The sequence below is a fragment of the Acinetobacter sp. YH01022 genome, assembly GCF_013420235.1.
In the GTDB taxonomy this organism is placed as follows: domain Bacteria; phylum Pseudomonadota; class Gammaproteobacteria; order Pseudomonadales; family Moraxellaceae; genus Acinetobacter.
In genome coordinates this window covers 1-20543 of the sequence record NZ_VOYP01000009.1, presented here as the reverse complement: position 1 = coordinate 20543, position 20543 = coordinate 1, and the positions used below count along the sequence as shown (strand labels likewise).

18 protein-coding genes and 1 pseudogene are annotated in these 20543 nt (G+C 42.6%); 3 read left to right on the top strand and 16 right to left on the bottom strand.

Annotation, left to right across the window (positions count from 1 at the left end; all coding sequences use genetic code 11):
• Window positions 1-80: 80 nt before the first annotated feature.
• The 3 genes from FTT87_RS04600 to FTT87_RS04590 all read right to left on the bottom strand — a co-directional run bounded on the left by FTT87_RS04600 (window position 81) and on the right by FTT87_RS04590 (window position 3742).
• Window positions 81-1523 (bottom strand): trehalose-6-phosphate synthase, encoded by a 1443-nt coding sequence (locus tag FTT87_RS04600; RefSeq protein WP_180174505.1) that lies wholly within the window; start codon window positions 1521-1523, stop codon window positions 81-83.
• A complete protein-coding gene (gene otsB / locus FTT87_RS04595) occupies window positions 1511-2359 on the bottom strand; it encodes a trehalose-phosphatase (RefSeq protein WP_180042568.1) in 849 nt (282 codons plus the stop codon). Before otsB ends, FTT87_RS04600 begins: the two co-directional genes overlap by 13 nt.
• 942 nt (window positions 2360-3301) lie before the next feature.
• Window positions 3302-3742 carry a DUF2147 domain-containing protein gene (locus tag FTT87_RS04590; RefSeq protein ID WP_180042603.1) on the bottom strand — a complete coding sequence of 147 codons (441 nt, stop codon included), beginning with the start codon at window positions 3740-3742 and terminating at the stop codon, window positions 3302-3304.
• A 583-nt stretch (window positions 3743-4325) separates the two neighbouring features.
• Between FTT87_RS04590 and FTT87_RS04585 the strand changes: the two genes are divergently transcribed.
• The gene (locus FTT87_RS04585) at window positions 4326-6524 is read left to right on the top strand and encodes an OsmC domain/YcaO domain-containing protein (RefSeq protein WP_180042567.1); all 2199 of its coding nucleotides are present in this window, start codon (window positions 4326-4328) and stop codon (window positions 6522-6524) included.
• Between the two features lie 577 nt (window positions 6525-7101).
• A complete protein-coding gene (locus FTT87_RS04580) occupies window positions 7102-7989 on the top strand; it encodes a DMT family transporter (protein ID WP_180042566.1) in 888 nt (295 codons plus the stop codon).
• A 71-nt stretch (window positions 7990-8060) separates the two neighbouring features.
• Here FTT87_RS04580 and pcaD read toward each other — a convergent pair whose 3' ends face one another.
• From pcaD to FTT87_RS04520, 12 genes are all read right to left on the bottom strand, one after another.
• Window positions 8061-8840: a 3-oxoadipate enol-lactonase gene (gene pcaD / locus FTT87_RS04575; protein ID WP_086196949.1), complete on the bottom strand. Its 780-nt coding sequence runs from the start codon at window positions 8838-8840 to the stop codon at window positions 8061-8063.
• A 93-nt stretch (window positions 8841-8933) separates the two neighbouring features.
• Complete coding sequence (gene pcaF, locus FTT87_RS04570) at window positions 8934-10136, bottom strand: 3-oxoadipyl-CoA thiolase (RefSeq protein ID WP_180042565.1); 1203 nt, start codon at window positions 10134-10136, stop codon at window positions 8934-8936.
• Between the two features lie 183 nt (window positions 10137-10319).
• Window positions 10320-10976, bottom strand: coding sequence for a 3-oxoacid CoA-transferase subunit B (locus tag FTT87_RS04565; RefSeq protein ID WP_180042564.1), 657 nt, complete (start codon window positions 10974-10976; stop codon window positions 10320-10322).
• 19 nt (window positions 10977-10995) lie between these two features.
• Window positions 10996-11667 carry a 3-oxoacid CoA-transferase subunit A gene (locus FTT87_RS04560; RefSeq protein WP_180042563.1) on the bottom strand — a complete coding sequence of 224 codons (672 nt, stop codon included), beginning with the start codon at window positions 11665-11667 and terminating at the stop codon, window positions 10996-10998.
• A gap of 20 nt (window positions 11668-11687) precedes the next feature.
• Window positions 11688-12917 carry a benzoate/H(+) symporter BenE gene (gene benE / locus FTT87_RS04555; protein WP_180042562.1) on the bottom strand — a complete coding sequence of 410 codons (1230 nt, stop codon included), beginning with the start codon at window positions 12915-12917 and terminating at the stop codon, window positions 11688-11690.
• Between the two features lie 56 nt (window positions 12918-12973).
• Window positions 12974-13759, bottom strand: a complete 786-nt coding sequence (gene benD, locus FTT87_RS04550) for a benzoate diol dehydrogenase BenD (RefSeq protein ID WP_180042561.1) — start codon at window positions 13757-13759, stop codon at window positions 12974-12976.
• A 13-nt stretch (window positions 13760-13772) separates the two neighbouring features.
• A complete protein-coding gene (gene benC / locus FTT87_RS04545; RefSeq protein WP_180042560.1) occupies window positions 13773-14789 on the bottom strand; it encodes a benzoate 1,2-dioxygenase electron transfer component BenC in 1017 nt (338 codons plus the stop codon).
• 87 nt (window positions 14790-14876) lie between these two features.
• Window positions 14877-15368, bottom strand: a complete 492-nt coding sequence (gene benB / locus FTT87_RS04540; protein ID WP_180042559.1) for a benzoate 1,2-dioxygenase small subunit — start codon at window positions 15366-15368, stop codon at window positions 14877-14879.
• On the bottom strand, window positions 15365-16747 hold the full coding sequence (benA, locus tag FTT87_RS04535) for a benzoate 1,2-dioxygenase large subunit (RefSeq protein WP_180174504.1): 1383 nt from the start codon (window positions 16745-16747) through the stop codon (window positions 15365-15367). The genes benB and benA overlap by 4 nt, the downstream gene beginning before the upstream one ends.
• 95 nt (window positions 16748-16842) lie before the next feature.
• Window positions 16843-17763 carry a catechol 1,2-dioxygenase gene (gene catA / locus FTT87_RS04530; protein WP_180042558.1) on the bottom strand — a complete coding sequence of 307 codons (921 nt, stop codon included), beginning with the start codon at window positions 17761-17763 and terminating at the stop codon, window positions 16843-16845.
• Between the two features lie 149 nt (window positions 17764-17912).
• Window positions 17913-18203, bottom strand: coding sequence for a muconolactone Delta-isomerase (gene catC, locus FTT87_RS04525; protein ID WP_180081033.1), 291 nt, complete (start codon window positions 18201-18203; stop codon window positions 17913-17915).
• A gap of 13 nt (window positions 18204-18216) precedes the next feature.
• Entirely contained in the window at window positions 18217-19326 is a 1110-nt protein-coding gene (locus FTT87_RS04520; RefSeq protein ID WP_086196938.1) for a muconate/chloromuconate family cycloisomerase, read from the bottom strand.
• 115 nt (window positions 19327-19441) lie between these two features.
• Here FTT87_RS04520 and FTT87_RS04515 point away from each other — a divergent pair, with 115 nt between their 5' ends.
• Window positions 19442-20353, top strand: a complete 912-nt coding sequence (locus FTT87_RS04515) for a LysR family transcriptional regulator (protein WP_166169976.1) — start codon at window positions 19442-19444, stop codon at window positions 20351-20353.
• 70 nt (window positions 20354-20423) lie between these two features.
• Here FTT87_RS04515 and FTT87_RS04510 read toward each other — a convergent pair.
• Window positions 20424-20543 (bottom strand): annotated as a pseudogene (locus tag FTT87_RS04510) (IS30 family transposase); the annotation flags it as partial.

Here is a 20543-nt window from a genome sequence, read left to right as displayed (position 1 = left end):
TTAATTTATTAAAATAGAACGAGCATATTCAAGAGTTGATATGCTCGTTTTTTATCACTAAAAAATATAAAATTCTTGTTTTAAATACTTAATAATTCGCAATTTTCTGACAAGATTTTTTTAGTCAATGAGGGGAGGATATTCACTTTTTCAGCGCCTTTCAGATCGGCTAAAAATGCATTACGCCAGTCATTGATATCAAAACTTTTTAAGCCATTCATTAATTGCTGATAACGTTCCAAACGTTCCGATTTTGCCATGGTTAAGGCTTTTTTTAATGCATGAATCATGCTGCTGCAATTTTCAGGATCGACCATTAATGCTTCAGACATCTGTGCTGCTGCACCGGTATATTTTGAAAGAATTAGTACTCCCGGATTTTCCGGGTCCTGGGCCGCGATAAACTCTTTGGCTACCAGATTCATCCCGTCACGCAAAGAATTTACCCAGCAAATATTGGCTTGCCGATAAATTTTCATTAATACATCATGTGAAATGGTGGCATGGGTGCAGTTAATCGGTAACCAGTCATCTTGAGAAAATTCCTGATTAATCAAATCCACCTTGGACTGTAAATGCTCAAATAAATCTTTATACGCGGCAATTTCCATACGGCAGGGACAGGCAATTTGTATGTCGGTAAGATGCTTATGGTATTCAGGATTGCTCTGTAAAAATGCTTCCAGGGCATTAAACCGTTCGATTAACCCTTTGGAATAATCAATGCGATCGACACTAATAATGGTTTGCTGATCACTTAGACTCTCAAATTCAAATATAGTGGAAGTATTTTCATCTTTTTGCTCGGCGACTTTTTGTATCAGTTCGGGGTTAACCCCAATCGGATAACATTGCACAGTGACCTGATGATGATTAAAGCTCAACATGTGAGTATTGATAGGCTGAGTAGCCAGATAATGACTGCACACTTGCATACATTGCTGCTGGTCATGTTCAGTTTGTAAACCCACAACATCATACTGGCAAAGGTCTTGAATCAATGATTGTGCGGTAGGAATTAAATTCCAGATCTTTAGGCCAGCAAAGGGAATATGCAGGAAAAATCCAATTCTATTTTTCATGCCCATTTCCCGACAATAACGCGCCACACTTAAAAAATGGTAATCATGTACCCAGATCAAATCGTCGGGCTCGGCCATTTGTTTGAGCTGTCTGGCGAATAGCTGATTAACCTGTTGATAGGTCGTGTATTGCTGAGCTTGGTATTCAATTAAATCGGCGCGATCATGCATTGCTGGCCATAAAGTATTATTGGCAAAATCACAGTAATAGTTTTGGTACTGCTCTTCAGTTAAAGGACATGTAACGTATTCCACATCTTTATATTCAGTTTGATTAAAGAGCGGCTCTTGATGGTTGGCGATTTTTTCACCATTCCAACCTAGCCAGATTCCACCAATATCAGCAAGTGCATCTTGCAAGGCCACGGCTAATCCCCCAGCGGTAGATTTATCGGGATTGGGTAAACTGACACGGTTCGATAATACGATTAATCTAGACATGCTTTTTCTCCCTCTGATACTTGAGACAGTCTCAAACAATGTTCTTCTAAGAATTGTGAAAATAAATCAAGAAAATCAGTAACATCTTCAATATTTTTTAGTCGGTAATGCGCCTGGGTAGGTTCTGGTCCAACTTTTATACTGATACCTTCTAACTGATTGATAACTTTGAAGCCAGATTCGTCGGTTTTGTCATCCCCAATGAAAATAGCGAATACATCATTAAGATTTAAATACTCCAACATCGTTTGAATCGCTTGTCCCTTATCTGCCTGTTGAGGGAGCAATTCAAATACATATTTCCCTTCATTTATTTTCAGTTCTGGGTAGGTTTCTAGAGTTTCTTCAGTAATTTGTTTTGCAATATCAGCAAGTTCAGGATGTTGACGATAATGTATGGCAACAGAATAGGTTTTGTTTTCAATCAACAATTGAGGATAGGGCTGACAGCGTTTTAGAATATCGTCTTGTAATGAAGAAAAATGAATTGCATTTGTAGCAATACTGAATTGAGTGTCGTCATCGATTTTTATTTCCAGGCCATGCGTACCTGCTATGGGCATTTTTAAAGGAAACAGGAGTTTTGAGGCAACCTTGACTGAACGACCGGTAAGAAAGATGATCAAAACATTCAAATGACTTAACTGCTGTAAAGTATTTAAGGTGGTGAATGAAATAAAACTTTGAGAGGGATCAGGATGAAATTCTGAGATTGTTCCATCAATATCCAGAAATAAACAATACTTTTTATCTCGGGATAAATAAGGAATTATAAATTGTAGCAAGTTATGAGCATAATGTTGATCGGAGTGATAATAAGAACTTGAGTCACACATATTTACTGCCTATTAGTTATTTGATTCATTCATAAATATCATTAAAAAAATAATTGAGGGATAAAAATATTATTAAAGCTACATAGAATAAATAAATTTTACATAGTTTATGCTTATTTTATTTTTGTCTAATTTGAAATATGTACCTGAGTGAGATTAAAAAAATATAGATTTTAAGGTGTTAGAATGTAGATAAAGTCTCATTCCAAGTATTTTTTTACATTTAAAATCCGATTAAAAATACTTGCAAAATCAGCCAAAAAATAAATTGTAATTATTGATATTTAATGAATATATAGTTAAAAAATAAGGTATTAAACTTGCTAATTAAATATTTTTGCATAACATGGTTACATTTTATATAACTTTGATTACACGAATGTACATTGACGTATATTTGTCACAATGCAATATTTTTTCTATGAAAAAATATTGCATTTATAATTCAAGTGGATATTCACTTGGAGTGTTTATTAGACATGATCTTGAAATGATATTTAAAAAGATTAATAACGTCATCTTCTTGATTATAAATTTGAATTGAAAATTATTATCCTTTTTTAAGGAGGAAGTATAAGCCTTATTGTTATCGATTATCCTTGTAAGCAAAAAATGATTTATTAATTTCTTTAGTTTGTAGAAAATTTAACCATAATTACTTTATAAAAAATATTGTTATAGAATTTAATTTGTAATTTGGTTAAATCAATCTAAAAATATTTATATAGGTGGATAAGCATGAATATGCAAAATGAATTATGTACTCTGGAACAAATTTATAATTTTTTACTTATGCGTCCTTATTTTCATAAGAACACCCAGTTCGAGAAGTTAAAAGAATTTTTTTATGAAATCCATGGCGGTTTTTTTGAAGTTAAAAATTCTTATAGCAATTAAAAGCGACTGATTAAAGTCGCTTTTAATTGATTCAATCTGATGTTGTTAATGGATACGTACCCAAGTCTGGCTTCGACCAAGGGCAGATATACCAATGTAGCCTCGACCATTTAAAGTTTTGCCATCTTCAGAGAGTTTGGCATTAAAGCTATAAGTTTTACCATTTTTAGGATCGGTAATTTTTCCGCCATCATAGCTATTGTTCCCCGCTTTTTTCAGTCCAGATACGATCTGTACGCCTTGAAGCGGTTTATTATAAAATTTACCCTTACACTTGGTACATTTTTCTCCTTCAGTGCCTTCCAATACATCTACAATCTTTGCTGAAAGCACACCCTTCGATGTTTCAGTAAATTGAACCACAGATAAGGGTTTCTTGGTCACATCATCAATCGTTTTCCATTTGCTTCCATGTAAGGGGTCGGCAGCCAGAGCCAGTGTGGAAACGAGCGACAGTCCGATTATGCTTAGCGTTGTTTTTATCATCATTTGACCTCAACTGATTTGAGTAAACCTTTTTTGTAGAAATGCTTGAAGTCGTAGTTCGAGTTCAGACTTCTAACAGGCACAAAATGCAGGTTTGCAGTTTGTAGCTAAAATCTTATTAAAAGATTTGGTATCTATTGTGGAAATTTTTATGAGCTTATGTGTGGAACCCTTTAATTCAGTGTAATTTTTATTTTCTTTTTCTACATAATTTGATTGAAATTTACTTTATTTCACAATTCATGATGAAGCTCCACATGATGTCTAGTCGTGACTTATACCTGAGTAAGACCTACATATTTAGTAAAGTGTCTGGAAATATTGTCTTGATACTGCCAGATCTAAGTTGTCCTATTTTAAGCATTTCTAATGAATAGGCGACAACAGCAGACAAAAGTTATCAATCAGGCAAAATCCCTCTATAATACCGTCCATCATTTCTAGGGTCAGTCGTTTGCTTTGTTATACGAATGACGCTAGTCACACTATTTTTTAAGTCAGTTTCTTATCTGTAATTCGGCTTATATTTTATTTTCTGGTTTTTATGTGTTGCACTGACACATAAGAATATTTAGGTGCTCGCATGGAAATTAAGGTCAATTATCTTGACAACCTTCGACAAGAAGCCAAGTTCGATGATTTCACGGTAATCGCCGATCAACCCATCCGCTATAAAGGTGACGGTTCAGCGCCGGGTCCCTTCGACTATTTTCTCGCATCATCTGCATTATGTGCCGCTTACTTTGTAAAGGTGTACTGTGCAGCGCGTGACATTCCAACCGATAATATCCGTTTGTCGCAAAACAATATTGTCGACCCGGAAAACCGTTACAAGCAGATTTTTAAAATTCAGGTTGAATTACCGGCTGATATTTCCGAAAAAGACCGCCAAGGTATTTTGCGCTCCATTGATCGCTGTACGGTAAAGAAAGTGATTCAAACTGGTCCGGAATTCGTAATCGAAGAAGTGGAAAGTATTGATGCCGATGCTCAAGCTTTGCTGATGCCGAGCTTGACTTCGGAAAGCAGTACTTATATTCCGGGTAAAGACCTGCCATTAGAAGAAACCATCGCCAATATGTCCGGCATTATGGCGAATCTGGGCATGAAGATTGAAATCGCATCATGGCGCAACATTGTACCGAATGTGTGGTCTTTACATATTCGTGATGCACAATCGCCGATGTGCTTTACCAACGGTAAAGGTTCGACCAAAGAAAGTGCTTTGGCTTCCGCTTTGGGCGAATTCATTGAACGATTGAACTGTAATTTCTTCTATAACGACCAGTTCTGGGGGCAAGAAATTGCCAATGCTGAATTTGTGCATTACCCGGATGAAAAATGGTTCCAGCCAGGTCCAAATGGGGAATTGCCAAAAGAAATTCTGGATGAATACACTTTAGAAATTTATAACCCTGAAGATGAACTGCTCGGCACACATTTGTATGATACCAACTCGGGCAATACTGCGCGTGGTATCTGTTCATTGCCATTTGTGCGTCATTCTGATGGTGAAACAGTTTATTTCCCATCCAACCTGATCGAAAACCTGTATCTTTCCAATGGTATGAGTGCGGGGAATACCTTGGCCGAAGCCCAGGTCCAGTGTTTATCTGAAATTTTTGAACGTGCCGTTAAACGCGAAATTTTAGAAGGTGAGCTTGCACTTCCGGATGTGCCTGAACATGTACTGGCAAAATATCCAAAAATTGTTGAAGGGATCAAAGGTCTGGAAGAGCAAGGCTTTCCGGTACTGGTTAAAGATGCGTCTTTAGGCGGCCAGTATCCGGTAATGTGTGTGACTTTGATGAACCCACGTACCGGTGGTGTATTTGCCTCTTTTGGTGCACATCCGAACTTTGAAGTCGCTTTGGAACGGAGTTTGACTGAACTGCTCCAAGGTCGCAGTTTTGAAGGCCTGAATGATCTGCCTAAACCGACATTCAGCAGTAACGCGGTAACCGAGCCGAATAACTTTGTCGAGCACTTTATTGATTCCAGCGGTGTCGTGTCATGGCGTTTCTTTAGTACCCAGTCTGACTACGCGTTTGTAGAGTGGGACTTTACCAACCAAGGTCAAAACTCCAATGCTGAAGAAGCGGCAATGTTGTTCGGCATTCTGGAAGATATGGGCAAGGAAGTGTACATGGCCGTGTACGAGCATTTAGGTGCAACCGCTTGCCGTATTTTAGTACCGGGTTATTCGGAAATTTATCTGGTTGAAGATTTAATCTGGGATAACACCAACAAAGCCTTATTGTTCCGTGAAGATATCCTTAACTTGCACCGTTTGGATGAAGACCAGCTGGTCGCTCTGGTTGAACGTCTAGAAGATGTTGAAGTAGATGATTACACTGAAATTAGTACCTTGATTGGTATCGAGTTTGACGACAATACGGTATGGGGCCAGCTCACCATTCTGGAATTAAAACTGCTGATTTATATAGCTTTGCAAGAGTTTGAAGAAGCCAAAGAGCTGGTGGAAACTTTCCTGCAATACAATACCAATACCGTTGAGCGTGGCTTGTTCTATCAGTGTATGAATGTAGTGCTCGAAGTAGAACTTAACGATGACATGGATCTGAATGATTACGAAGCCAATTTCCGCCGTATGTTTGGTGATGAGCGTATGGATGCGGTGATCGGCTCGATGGACGGCAGTATCCGCTTCTATGGTTTAACTGAAACCAGCATGAAGCTTGAAGGTTTGGACCGTCATTTACGTCTGATCGATAGCTACAAAAAACTGCATGCAGCACGGGGCAAAACTTTGTCAAAGTAAACTCTTATTGAGGAGGACTCAGGTTTTCCTCTAATGCGAATATAAGCAAGAAAACGGTTTGTTCATAATGAATAAGCCGTTTTTTATTTTGAAAACCGCTTCAATTATTTCCTGATGTTTTTTTAAATTAACTTTTATGGGATAGAGAGGTGTAGATGAACCATTGGTAGTATTCCTGGTCTCTAACAAAATATTTATCCTTTGGGTTGATTTCAGATCATCATAAGCAACTTTTATCTACTAAATACAGATTCATCCTTATATTTTCAAGTCATGTTTCAAGTCTAAATGAAGTCCTCGAATTGAAAGTGTTAAGCCGCTGCAAATAAAATTTTAGCAGCCTATAAAGGCTGTAAAAAGTAAGTAAATATATGAAATTATTAGTATTAACTATAAGCCTGATAAGCTGTTTAAGATTATTTTTTTGAAACTAAAAATAGCCAGTGCTTAATATTTTTTTATGGTTCAGGGTATCAAGCCAAACTTTGCGCTATCAAAGCCCATCCCATTTTTAATTAGTCATGCCTTCGACTAGAGCATAGAATGAGTTCACTTTTGTTGTACTGGCGTTAGGCATATGGCAGTAAGCTGGATTTTCTTCACTTTAATGGCAGCATTTATGCAGGCCTGGCGTAATGCCTTTCAAAAACAGCTGAGTACTACAGTCGATGTCTGGGGAGTCACGCTGGCTCGGTTTATTTTTGGATTGCCATTTGCTGCTCTTTACCTCGGCAGTCTGTATTATTTCAAGCCGGTTGAAAATATCGTCCACTTCACGCCAAAGTTCTGGGTCTACATTGTGATTGCAGCTTCTAGCCAGATTTTAGCCACTGCATTGATGGTACAGCTGTTTAAGCAAAAAAATTACGCGATTGGGGTAGGGCTGGCTAAAAGTGAAGCGATACTGGCCGCGATTATTGGCGTAACTTTTCTGGCTGACCATTTGTCCTTTCTGGCCTGGATTGGGGTGGCACTGGGTGGTTATGCGGTATTTTTGCTGAGTAAAGGCCAGCAGATAGCAGGGTTCTCAGCCAAAACACTGGCTATTGGCATCGGAAGCGGTTTAAGTTTTGCCATTACTTCACTACTGGTACGAGAAGCCAGTTTAGAGCTCACAAATTTACCAAATTTACACCGTGCAGGATGGGTATTACTGCTGGTGATCAGTTTCCAGTGTATCAGTATGCTGCTTTATCTGGGGCTGTTTAGTCGCCGTACTTTAATTGCCATGTGGCAACGTCTGGGCCTAACTTTTAAGGTAAGTGTGTGCAGTTTTATGGCATCGCTCGGCTGGTTTACTGCCATGAGCATGATGAGTGTACCGGTGGTGAAAACCTTAGGCCAAATCGAGATTCTGTTTAGTATGCTGATCTCGGCGTATTTTTTTAAAGATAAATTGGCCCGCTCGGAACATTGGGGATTGGTCTTGGTGGTGATTGCTGCAATTTTAGTGATCTGGGCCTGATGCGAGAAAAAGATGGAAAAGATAAAAAGCCACTTCGAAAAGTGGCTTTTTTACTCTTGCTCTGTGCTTTTTTAAGCTGCAATAAATTTTTGCACCGCCTGATTAAAGGCTTCAGGTTGCTCTACATTGGAAATATGCGAGGCATTGATTTCAAACAGCTGACTATGGGCAATACGTTCTTGCATGAACTGACCATCAGCCACTGTAGTTACCGGATCTTGCTGACCTGCTATTACCAGTACCGGCACAGGAATATCTTTCAGCTGTTCACGTAAATCCGCTTTAGCCAAAGCTTCACAACAGCTTGCATAACCTTCGCTGCTGCCAGCTTCCAAGTCGTTTTGAAGATTTTCAACTACTGTTGGGTTGCTTTGGATAAAGGGTTCGGTAAACCAGCGTGATGCTGCGGTAGAAGCGATTGGTTGTAGGCCTTGTTCACGTACCAATGCGGCACGCTCATTCCAGGCCTGTTCCTGACCAATTTTGGCTGCGGTGTTGCAGACAATCACGTGGCTAAAGCGTTGTGGATAATGAATAGCGAGCCATTGACCGGTTAAACCACCCATTGAAATACCGCAGAATGCAGCTTTTTCAATTTTTAAATGATCAAGCAGGTTGATAACATCTTGACCCAGTTGATCAAGGCTATAAGGACCTTGTGGCGCAGATGAAGCCCCATGACCACGGGTGTCATAGCAAATCACAAAATAATCCTGTTTGAAGTGATTAAATTGTTTTTGCCACATCCCATAATTGGTGCCGAGTGAATTAGAAAAAATCAAGGCTGGGTTGGCTGCATCACCAAAAGTCTGGTAATTGATCTGGGCATCGTTAGATGTAAAAGTTGGCATTAAAATCCCTCCCGACCTCCCTTTCTTGCATTTGATTCAAAGCAGTACTTTGAATCTACATTCAGGGAGGAGGTTTATATTTTTAATAGTCTGTTAGACACGTTCAATAATCAAAGCGATGCCTTGACCGACACCAATACACATTGAGCAAAGAGCGTATTTACCGCCAGTCTGTTCAAGCTGGTTGAGTGCAGTCGTCACAAGACGTGCGCCAGATGCACCGAGTGGATGACCCAAAGCAATCGCACCACCGTTTGGATTGACTTTCTCTGAACCATCTTCAATGCCCAAGTCACGGGTACATGCCAAAGCTTGTGCTGCAAAAGCCTCATTCAGTTCAATCACGTCCATCTGTTCAATAGTCAAACCTGTTTGTGCCAATAATTTCTTGATGGCAGGTGCAGGACCAAAGCCCATAATGCGTGGTTCAACACCCACGACGGTTGAGCCAATAATTTTGGCACGTGGTTTTAAGCCGTGTTGAGCAACTGCTTCGTCAGATGCAATTAATAGGGCAGCCGCACCATCATTGATCCCGGAAGCATTACCTGCAGTTACGGTACCATCGGCTTTCACGACTGGCTTGAGTTTTGCCAAAGCTTCTGGTGTTGTTGCACGTGGATGTTCGTCTTTATCCACTACAACAGCATCGCCTTTACGTTGTGGAATCACCACAGGAATAATTTCTTTGGCAAAGAAACCACGTGCTTGTGCTGCCGCTGTACGTTGCTGGCTGGTTAAAGCAAACTGGTCCTGATCTGCACGGTTAATATTGAACTGTTCCGCCAGGTTTTCAGCAGTTTGCGGCATGGTTTCTACGCTGTACATTTCTTTCAGTTTCGGGTTAATGAAACGCCAGCCCATGGTGGTGTCTTCAATTTTTTGACTACGACCATAGGCAGATTCAGATTTACCCATCACAAATGGCGCACGACTCATTGACTCGACACCGCCGGCAATAATCAGTTCAGCTTCGCCCGCTTTGATGGTGCGCGCAGCCATAGCAATGGCATCCAGGGATGAACCGCAAAGACGGTTAATCGTCGTTGCTGGAACCTGGTAAGGCAGGCCTGCAAGCAGGGAGGACATACGCCCCACGTTACGGTTATCTTCACCGGCCTGGTTGGCACAGCCATAAATCACGTCATCAACCTGTTCCCAGTTCACCGATGGATTGCGTTCCATTAAAGCTTTGATTGGAAGTGCACCCAAGTCATCGGTACGAACAGGAGCCAGTCCACCGGCATAACGGCCGAATGGGGTACGGATGGCATCTACGATATAGGCATTTTTCATTGTGTATTTCTCACATATTTAAAAGAAGAAAACTTCTCCCTTTTTTAAAGGGTGAGAAGCATTGCTTCGCAAGGGAGGGATTTAATGAAGTAGTTTTATTCCTCAAATCCTCCCTAAATCCCTCCTGAACATGTTTTAAAGCACTGCTTTAAAAACTAAGTGCAAGAAAGGAGGGACTTCCCCTTAATTTGATTGAGTCGCATCAATCAGTTTGGCACTGGTCATCGACTGCAATTCTTCAAATGACAGACCTTCGACTTTCTCAATCACTTTCATGCCGTCGCTTGTTACATCAATCACACACAAATCGGTATAGATCCGGTCGACACATTTCAGGCCAGTCGCAGGGTAAGCCAACTCAGCGACGATTTTTGGCTCGCCTTTTTTAGTCACATGATCGGTGGTAATGAATACTTTTTTCGCACCAACGGCTAAGTCCATTGCACCGCCTACCGCAGGAATCGCATCCGGTGCACCAGTATGCCAGTTAGCCAAGTCACCATTTTCTGCGACCTGGAAAGCACCGAGTACGGCGATGTCCAGGTGACCACCACGCATCATGGCGAATGAATCACCGTGATGAAAGAAGGCACCACCTTCAAGTAAAGTCACAAATTCTTTACCAGCATTGATCAGTTCAGGATCACGGTCTTCTTCAGCAGGAGGAGGACCGAAAGCCAACAGGCCATTTTCAGAGTGCAAGAATACGTCTTTGTCTGAAGGCAGGTAGCTGGAAATTTTGGTGGGTAAGCCAATGCCGAGGTTGACATAGGCGCCATCAGGAATATCTTGTGCCACACGTTCAGCGATCTGGTCACGGGTCAGTTTGCTATAGCTCATGGTTTCTCTCCGATACCGATTATTGTGCAGGTTTAACTTGAACAACGTGTTGAACAAAAATTCCCGGGGTGATGATGTGTTCAGGATCCAGTGCACCCAGTTCAACCACTTCAGCAACCTGAGCAATAGTCACATCAGCAGCCATGGCCATGATCGGACCGAAGTTACGCGCAGATTTACGGTACACCAGGTTGCCCCAACGGTCGCCTTTATGCGCCTTGATTAAGGCAAAATCCGCCTTGATCGGGTTTTCTAAAACGAAGTCTTTGCCTTCATAGTTCAGGGTCGGTTTGCCTTCAGCCAGCAATGTTCCGAAACCTGTAGGTGTATAGATTGGACCCAAGCCCATACCAGCAGCTTGAATACGGCAAGCCAGGTTACCTTGAGGAACCAGTTCCAGTTCGATTTTGCCGGCACGGTAAAGTTCGTCAAACACCCAAGAGTCAGACTGACGCGGGAAAGAACAGATGATCTTGCGCACAGCACCGGTCTTTAAAAGTTTGGCCAGGCCGTAATCGCCATTACCAGCGTTGTTATTTACAATAGCCAGATCTTTGATGCCAAGCTCAATCAGGCCATCGATTAGCTCTGCCGGCTGACCCGCTGTACCAAAACCGCCAATCATGATGGTCGAACCATCTTTAATTTGAGAGAGGACTTCCGTTAATGAAGCCACGCTTTTATCGATCATAATCGTTCCTAACGCTAAAATTATTTAGTTTCAGTTTGGGAGAGGGAAACAGTGTTGGACACTGCGGGACCTGTTTTGGGTTTGCTTAATAAAAGATGGGCGACGAGACCGATACAAATGCCCCAAAACACCGAACTCAATCCGAGGAAATGCATACCGGATGCCGTAGCTAAAAAAGTGATTAAGGCTGCATCACGTTCGCTTTCATCTTTCATGGCCACTGAAACATTGGTGGCAATGGCACCCAATAGGGCAAGGCCTGCAAGCGCTGCCACCAGTTCTTTCGGCAGCAGGCTGAACAGCATGACAATACTGCCGGCAAATAAACCGCCTAAAATGTAAAACACACCATTGGCGATTCCTGCGATATACCGTTTATCTTTAAGTTCATGTGCATCCTTACCCATACACAAAGCAGCGGTAATAGATGCCAAAACAATGGTGATGCCACCCACGCAAGCCACAGCAAGCGATGCAATACTGGTGGTAGTGATAATCGGTTTTGCAGGTGTGTCATAACCACTGAGTTTCATAATTGCCATGCCAGGCAAAAACTGCCCGCTAAGGCTGACCAAGATTAGTGGAATCGCCAGATTCAGCATGCCATTGATTGACCATTCAGGGTTAATCCACTGCGGAATGGCAAGACTGAAATCGACAGTGACTGGATTCATTTTGCCGAGGATTAAACTGAGTAAAACTCCTGCAAACAGTACCCAAACCATGCTGTAGCGTGGACTTACGCGCTTGGATACTAAAAAAACCAGTAGCATGCCAAACACGATCAAAGGCATGCTGTTTGTAGCAGTGAACAGTCCCAAGCCAAATTGAAATAAAATTCCGGCCATCATGCCCGCTGCAATGGATTGGGGAATCCATTTCAACAGCTTGTCGAAATAGCCTGTCAAACCAATAAAAAGAATCACCAAAGCAGCCGTGATATAGGCAGCGACCGCTTCATTTAATGAAATATTGGGGAAGAGCGTGACCAACAATGCCGTGCCGGGCGCTGACCAGGCAGTGATGACCGGGACTTTGTACTTGATTGATAAAAAAATCCCTGCAACTGCTGCACCAATGGAGATGCCCCAGATCCATGAAATCATCATGCTGGGGTCAACGTTGGCTTTTTGTGCCGCCTGGAAAAAGATGATCAACGGCCCGGAATAGGAAATCAGCACGGCTAGAAATCCTGCAACCGTTGCTGACACAGACCAGTCATCTTTTAAGCTTTTAAACAGGGTCGTCATTGCTACTGCCTCCATGCTGATAAATCAATGATCCTGTACCACGCCTATAATCAGGATTAGCCCTGATCACCACCACCAACAGGAACTACCGTTCCTGTCATATAAGAGGATTCGTCAGATGCCAGGAAAGTGATGGCATTGACTTGTTCCTGAATCGTGCCATAGCGTCCCAGGAAGGTACGGTCAATGGTTTGATCAACCACTTGCTGCATCCATTCTTTTTCAGATTCAGTCAGTGGGTTGGCATTGCGCGGTACTTTACGTGGAGGGGCTTCTGTTCCACCAGTTGCCACCGCATTGACACGAATACCATCTTTGGCATGTTCAAAGGCGAGGGAAGCGGTTAAACCATTCACACCACCTTTTGAAGCCGAATAAGGCACACGGTTAATACCACGTGTTGCAATTGAAGAGACGTTGACAATGGTACCTTGCTGATTCTTGATCATTTCAGGCAACACTGCGCGGCAGCACCACATGGTTGGAAACAGTGAACGATTCACTTCCTTGATAATTTCTTCTTCAGAAAATTCTTCAAAGGGTTTCATCCAGATGGCACCACCGACGTTGTTGATGAGCACATCAACACGGCCATAGGTCTCAATTGCTTGGGCAACCACAGATTCTGCACCTGCAAAGGTTTCCAGGTTAGCCTTGACGATAATTGCATCACCTTCTTGTGCTTCAATTTCCGCTAATGTCTCATCGACGTAATCAGATATATCTGCTAGAACAACTTGAGCACCTTCGCTAGCCACTTGTAGCGCTACACCGCGACCGATGCCTTGAGCGGCACCTGTCACGATCACAACTTTGTTTTCAAATCTTTTTGCGCGATTCATTTGATTCTCCAACTTAGTTTGCAGAGAATTTTTCGAACAGGAAGTTTGCTGGTTTAACACCTTCAGCTTCTAACCAGCCACGAACCGCTTCGACCATAAGGACTGGACCACATAAGTAGATGTCTACGTCACCACCGTTTAACCATTCATTATCAATATGGCCTGTGACATAACCTTTACGCTCATGTGCAGATTCCGGGTTTGCCACAACGGTACGGTATTCGAACCATGGTAATTTCGCCTGAAGTTCGTTAAGGCGCTCTAATGCAACCAGGTCAAAGTCGTTGGTTACACCAAATACCAGACGTACAGGCTGTTCTGAACCTTTTTCTTCCAGAACGGATAACATGGACAAGAATGGTGCAATACCTGTACCACCTGCCAGCATCACGACAGGGCGTGCAACATTACGTAAATAGAAGCTACCGAAAGGACCTGTAAAAGTCATTTTGTCGCCCACTTTAGCCGTTTGGCTCAGGAAGCTGCTCATTTTGCCGTTCGGAACGTTACGAACAACGAAACCGGTTTTACGGTCACCCGGTTTAGAGCTGAAAGAGTAAGAGCGGGTTTCAGATGTACCAGGAATACCGACATTGACATATTGGCCTGCCAGGAAATTAATTTCTAGCTCAGCAGCGTCAAGTTCGATTTCAAAAGTAATCGTTGATTCAGAGAGGTTCTCAACAGAAGTTAGAGTACCTTGATAAGTATGAATTTGAGTTTTACAAACATCAGAAGTTGCCTGAATCTGGAATACAGCATCAGACGTCGGGTGGCACTGGCAAGCCAGTACATAGCCTTCAGCCGCTTCTTCAGGTGTTAAAGCATCTTCGATATAAGTTTCTTCCGGCATATCATAAGTGCCTGATTCACAAAATGCACGACACGTACCACATGCACCATCACGGCAATCTAGCGGAATATTGATCTTTTGGCGATATGCTGCGTCAGAAAGAGTTTCACCGTCAACAACAGTAATAAAACGCGTTACGCCATCTTCAAATTGAAGTGCAACATTATGGTTTGACATGGCAAGTATCCTACAAATGAGTTAAAACATCAGGTGGCCCGGGCCAACATTCCATTGGGCCAAGGCCGGTTTTTAAATCTAATCAGCTTAGATGTGGTAAACATCAATAACTTGGTTGATATAGTCGTTTTTCAGTACCACGTACTTGTTCAGGATTTTTGGCTGTTCGCCAGAGAAATCGATCACATAACGCGACATACCGAAGTAGCTGTAGTTTTTCTTGTAACGGAAACTCAAAGTATTCCAGTTAAAACGTACAGTCACCTGGTCACCGTTTTGTTCCACAATTTCAATGTTGCTGATGTTGTGGCTGGTACGGGTATCCGGCATGGTTGCTGAAGAACGTTCAGTCTTGATACGGAATACACGGTCTTCCAAACCTTGACGGTCCGGATAGAAAATCAGGGAGATTTCAGACTGAGGATCTTCGGTCAAGGTGTCATTGTCATCCCAGGCTGGCATCCAGAACTGTGCATTCGGAGCGTAGCACGCTAACCAGTTATCCCATTGCTCGTCGTCCAGGAAGCGCGCTTCGCGGTAAAGGAATTGAGCAATATTTTCTAAAGTAATCGCGCTCATGCTTGTTCTCCTGCAGCAGCAATCTCTTTTTCAGCAGCAATTGCTTTTTTCATCAGTTTCAACCAGAACTCGTGTTGAGCCAGGTATAGACCTTCGTCTTCAGTTTTAACGCCAGAAAGTTTTGGTTTTAAACCGATTTCATTGGCAGCCTCATCTGGACCTTGGATCCAGTGTTTAGAACCGCGGCTCATATCATTCCATTCAAGCGCGATACCCTGGTAGCCTGCTTGACATGCGCGGAATTCTTCCAGGTCATCCGGAGTTGCCATACCAGACGCGTTGAAGAAGTCTTCGTATTGACGGATACGACGTGCACGTGCTTCAGGTGCTTCACCTTTAGGCGCGATACAGTAGATGGTTACTTCAGTCTTATCGACAGAGATCGGGCGCAGTACACGGATTTGTGAACCGAACTGATCCATGAAGTAAACGTTTGGATAGATACACAGGTTACGAGAACGCTCGATCATCCATTTCGCCATGGCTGCACCGTATTTCTCGGTGTATTCGTCTTTTTTCGGGAAGTTTGGACGGTCTTCCGGGTTTGCCCATTGCGTCCAAAGGAGCATGTGGCCATTTTCGAAACCGTAAGAACCACCGCCTTGTTTACCCCAAGAACCAGCACTCATCGCACGGATGTTGTCGCCGCCTTGTTTTTCTTTGCGTTGCTGAGTTGTCGCAGCATAGTTCCAGTGAACTGCAGAAACGTGATAACCATCAGCACCGTTTTCAGCAGTCAGTTTCCAGTTACCTTCGTAGGTATAGGTAGACGTACCACGCAGAACTTCAAGACCTTCTTCAGACTGACCAACGATCATGTCGATGATTTTAGTTGCTTCACCAAGATATTCTTCAAGAGAAGGAACGTCTGGATTCAAGCTACCGAACAGGAAGCCTTTGTAGTTTTCAAAACGTGCAACTTTTTTCAGGTCGTGTGAACCTTCTTTGTTGAAGCAGTCAGAATAACCGGCATCAGAAGGATCTTTAACTTTTAACAACTTACCAGAGTTGTTGAATGTCCAGCCGTGGAAAGGGCAGGTATAAGTTGCTTTGTTACCGCGTTTGTAACGGCAAAGCTCTGCACCACGGTGTGAACAGGCATTGATCATGGCATTCAGTTCGCCATTACGGTTACGCGCAATGATGATTGGCTGACGGCCAATGTTCGTGGTGTAGTAATCGTTGATATTCGGAATTTGGCTTTCATGTGCCAAGTAAACCCAATTGCCTTCAAAGATATATTTCATCTCTAAGTCAAATAAGGCTTCATCAGTAAATACTGAACGATGGAGTTTGAATTCACCTGTTTCATAATTTTCAACAAGTAATTCATCGATACGATCTAGATGGCTGGTATTGATTACAGGAATACGTGGCATGTCCGTTCTCCGACTTTCCAAATTTTAGGGAAGTCACCACAGCGCTTCATTGCCCTTCTTTGGGGAATGAAGCGTTGCAGTTCCTTGTTTGCTAATTAAGCGCTTGCGCGACGACGTTCAACTTCAGTAGAAGGTGCACCTTCTTTGTCTTTTTGAAGTACAACGTCGAACTGGATATGTTTGAAAGGACCTTTCAAGCCGCGACGCGCAATTTCAGCTTCGTCAGTAACGTCAACCGCAGTTGCTACCAGACCTTCGCGAGTACCGAATGCGAAGTCATCCCAAAGGTATTTGTCGCCTTCGATGTTGAACTGAGTTGTCAACTTGCGGTGACCTGGTGCAGAGATAAAGTAATGCACGTGTGCAGGACGCTGACCGTGACGAGAAAGCTTGTTCAACATGTGTTGTAACGGACCTTCAGGGTTCAAACCGTAACCTACAGGCATAGTGGTTTGCGCAGTGTAGTTACCGTTTTCATCACTCAGGATGGTACGACGAAGGTTGAAGTGCGACTGAGATTTGTCGAAGTAAGAGTAGTTACCGTTGCTGTTGGCATGCCACATTTCTACTTTAGCACCAGAAAGAACTTCACCATCAGTGTCAGTTACTTTACCTTCGATGATAAGTGTCGGGATTTTACCTTCTTCAGTACCATCGTCCATGCGAGCGAAACCTGTTGATTCAGGTGCACCAGCAACATATAGAGGGCCTTCGATTGTACGTGGTGTACCACCCGTTAAACCTGCTTTTGCATCAGCTTCATCAGCACGCAAGTCCAGGAAGTGTTCCAGGCCGATTGCTGAACCTAACAGTGCAAACTCATCAGCTTTTGCCATGTCGATCAGCGCTTCTACACCTTTCCAAACTTCAGACTGGCTCAGATCAAGATCTTCAATGGCTTGGTAAAAGTCTGTAACCAGACGAACAACAACTTGTTGTAAACGGGCATCTACTGGACCTTCAGAAGTGTCTACGTTACAAGCTTTAACTACATTTTCAATGGTTTGACGATCCATTTTATTACTCCTTGGAGGGGTGCTTTGGTGGCGAATATCTCTGCTTAAAGAGATAGATGGCTGCCACTTTCCTTGTTTGCTACTTGGTATGTTAAATATGTTTTTTTGTGAAACTGGAACAAAGGTTTATTCCAGTTTTCAGGGTTAAATCAGGTGTCATCTTCACGAACAGATGAGGGGTGACGGTTTAATGCCATCACTTCAATGTTCATGTAAGGGTAGAGTGGAAGACCCTGTAAAATGTCATGCAGTTCTTCATTGCTCTCGACATCAAAAATACTGATGTTTGAGTATTGGCCAGTAATGCGCCAGATATGACGCCATTTGCCTTGACGCTGCAATTCCTGTGAATAAACCTTTTCAACGGCTTTAATTTCATTGGCCTGTTCAACGGGCATATCACGTGGAATATTTACATCCATACGTACATGGAAAAGCATGGGTTTCTCCTGATTACTGACGACGCAAGTTGTCAATCTTGTTTTCATCCAGCTCAATACCCAGACCTGGACCGTTCGGAATCTCAAGTTCAAAGTTCTGATAGTTGAGCGGGGTTTTCAAAATATTTTCGGTAAGCAGCAATGGACCAAACAGTTCGGTTCCATACGCCAGATTTTCAAAGGTAGAGAAGACATGAGCAGAGGCAATCGTACCCACCGGGCCTTCCAGCATGGTGCCGCCGTACAGGTCGATACCTGCCAGTTTAGCGACTTTTCCAACCTCACAGCCTTCAACCAAACCGCCTGATTGGGCCACTTTTACTGCAAAAACTGATGCACCATTGTTACGTGCAATTTGATAAGCTGAGTGAGGACCCATCAAGGATTCATCCGCCATGATGGCCACATCAAAACGGCGAGTCAGGCGTCGCATTGCATCCAGATTGTCAATTGCACATGGCTGTTCAATCAGATCAACACCACCATCTTGTAACAACTGAATACCCTTGATCGCTTCAAGCTCAGACCAGGCACGGTTTACATCGACACGAATCGAGATGTCTTTGCCCAAGGCTTTCTTGATCGCCAGTACATGTTCAACATCTTCTTCAACCGGGCGTGAACCAATTTTCAGTTTGAACACATTGTGGCGTTTTGCCTCAATCATTTTCTGCGCTTCAGCAATATCTTTCTCGGTATTACCTGAAGCCAATACCCAAAGTACCGGAATACTGTTTCGTAAACGTCCACCTAATACTTCACTGAGTGGCAGGTTGAGACGTTGTGCCTTAATATCCAGTAGGGCAGTCTGAATGGCACATTTGGCAAAGCGGTTGCCATTAATATTTTTTTTGATTACCTGTAATGTTTGTGCAACATTTAAACCGGATAATGTTTTTAAAAGCGGTGCGAAATAAGTATCAATATTAACTTTGACACTTTCCGGGCTTTCTTCACCATAGCCTAATCCACCAATAGTGGTTGCTTCGCCCCAGCCTACATAACCATCTTCTGTGGTAATTTTAACCAACACCAGTGTCTGGGTTTGCATGGTTGCGACAGCCATCTTGTGGGGACGGATGGTTGGAATTTCCACCAGCAACGTTTCTATAGACTTATACATCTTTAAAATTCTCGATCTTGCTTTATGCCTGTCTTGTGATATACCTTAAAGGAATAGTTTTAATTGGTCGAAGATCAATTTTGCATTTTTTTATACTTTAAAGGTATTTTTAACTATGGAACTTAGACATTTACGCTACTTCGTTGCAGTGGTTGAAGAGCAAAGTTTTACCAAAGCGGCTGAAAAACTCTTTATTGCTCAACCTCCTTTAAGCCGACAGATCCAAAATTTAGAGCAAGAGCTAGATATTCAGCTGTTTGAGCGGGGTAGTCGTCCACTTAAGACTACGGAAGCAGGACAATTTTTTTATCAGCATGCGGTTAAACTTTTGTCTAATGCTGAAGAAATAAAATCGATGACGAAACGTATCGGGATTGCCGATCGGACCATTACCATTGGTTTTGTCGGTTCTTTATTATTCGGTTTGCTATCGCGCATTATGTTTCTTTTTAAACAGCAGCATCCTTATCTCAAGATTGAAATGATGGAAATGAATACCTATGAGCAGATTCAGGCGCTTAAAGAAGGAAAGATTGATGTCGGCTTTGGCCGTTTAAGAATTTCCGACCCTGCGATTAAACGTGTACTACTTCGTGAAGAGCCTCTTGTCGCGGCAGTGCATGCCAGCCATCCTTTAGGACAGCGTTCTGGTGTGAACCTGTCGGAACTGGTAGATCACCAGTTATTCTTGTATCCCAATACCGGTAAGGCCAATTTTGCCAGTCAGGTCCGTGGTATATTTTCCGAGTATGGACTGGAACCCAAAAATGTTCGTGAAGTACGTGAACTGCAGCTTGCACTCGGTTTTGTTGCAGCAGGAGAGGGCATTTGCCTGGTGCCGGAAAGTGCCAAAAACATTAAATTGGCGCATTTAAACTTTATTCCTATATTAGACAGTTTTGCGGTGAGTCCAGTCTTCATGGCCATTCGTAATATGGATGAAAGTGAATACATCCAGTTCCTGTTTGATGCGGTATATCAGGTTTATGACCTGGAAGCGGTGCAATATGATCGTGCCGTGTTCTGATCAGGCACAGTAAAAAACAACCCTAAAAACCTTAAATATAGAAAATTTCTCCAAATAATGAGAGGCGGATTCAAGCGGCAAGTGCAACAGTATAAAAACCAGCCATAACTTCACTCGGTGTATGCCAACCTAGTGTTTTTCTAGGACGATGGTTGAGTGCAAATTCTATCTGCTCTATTTGTTCGTTTAA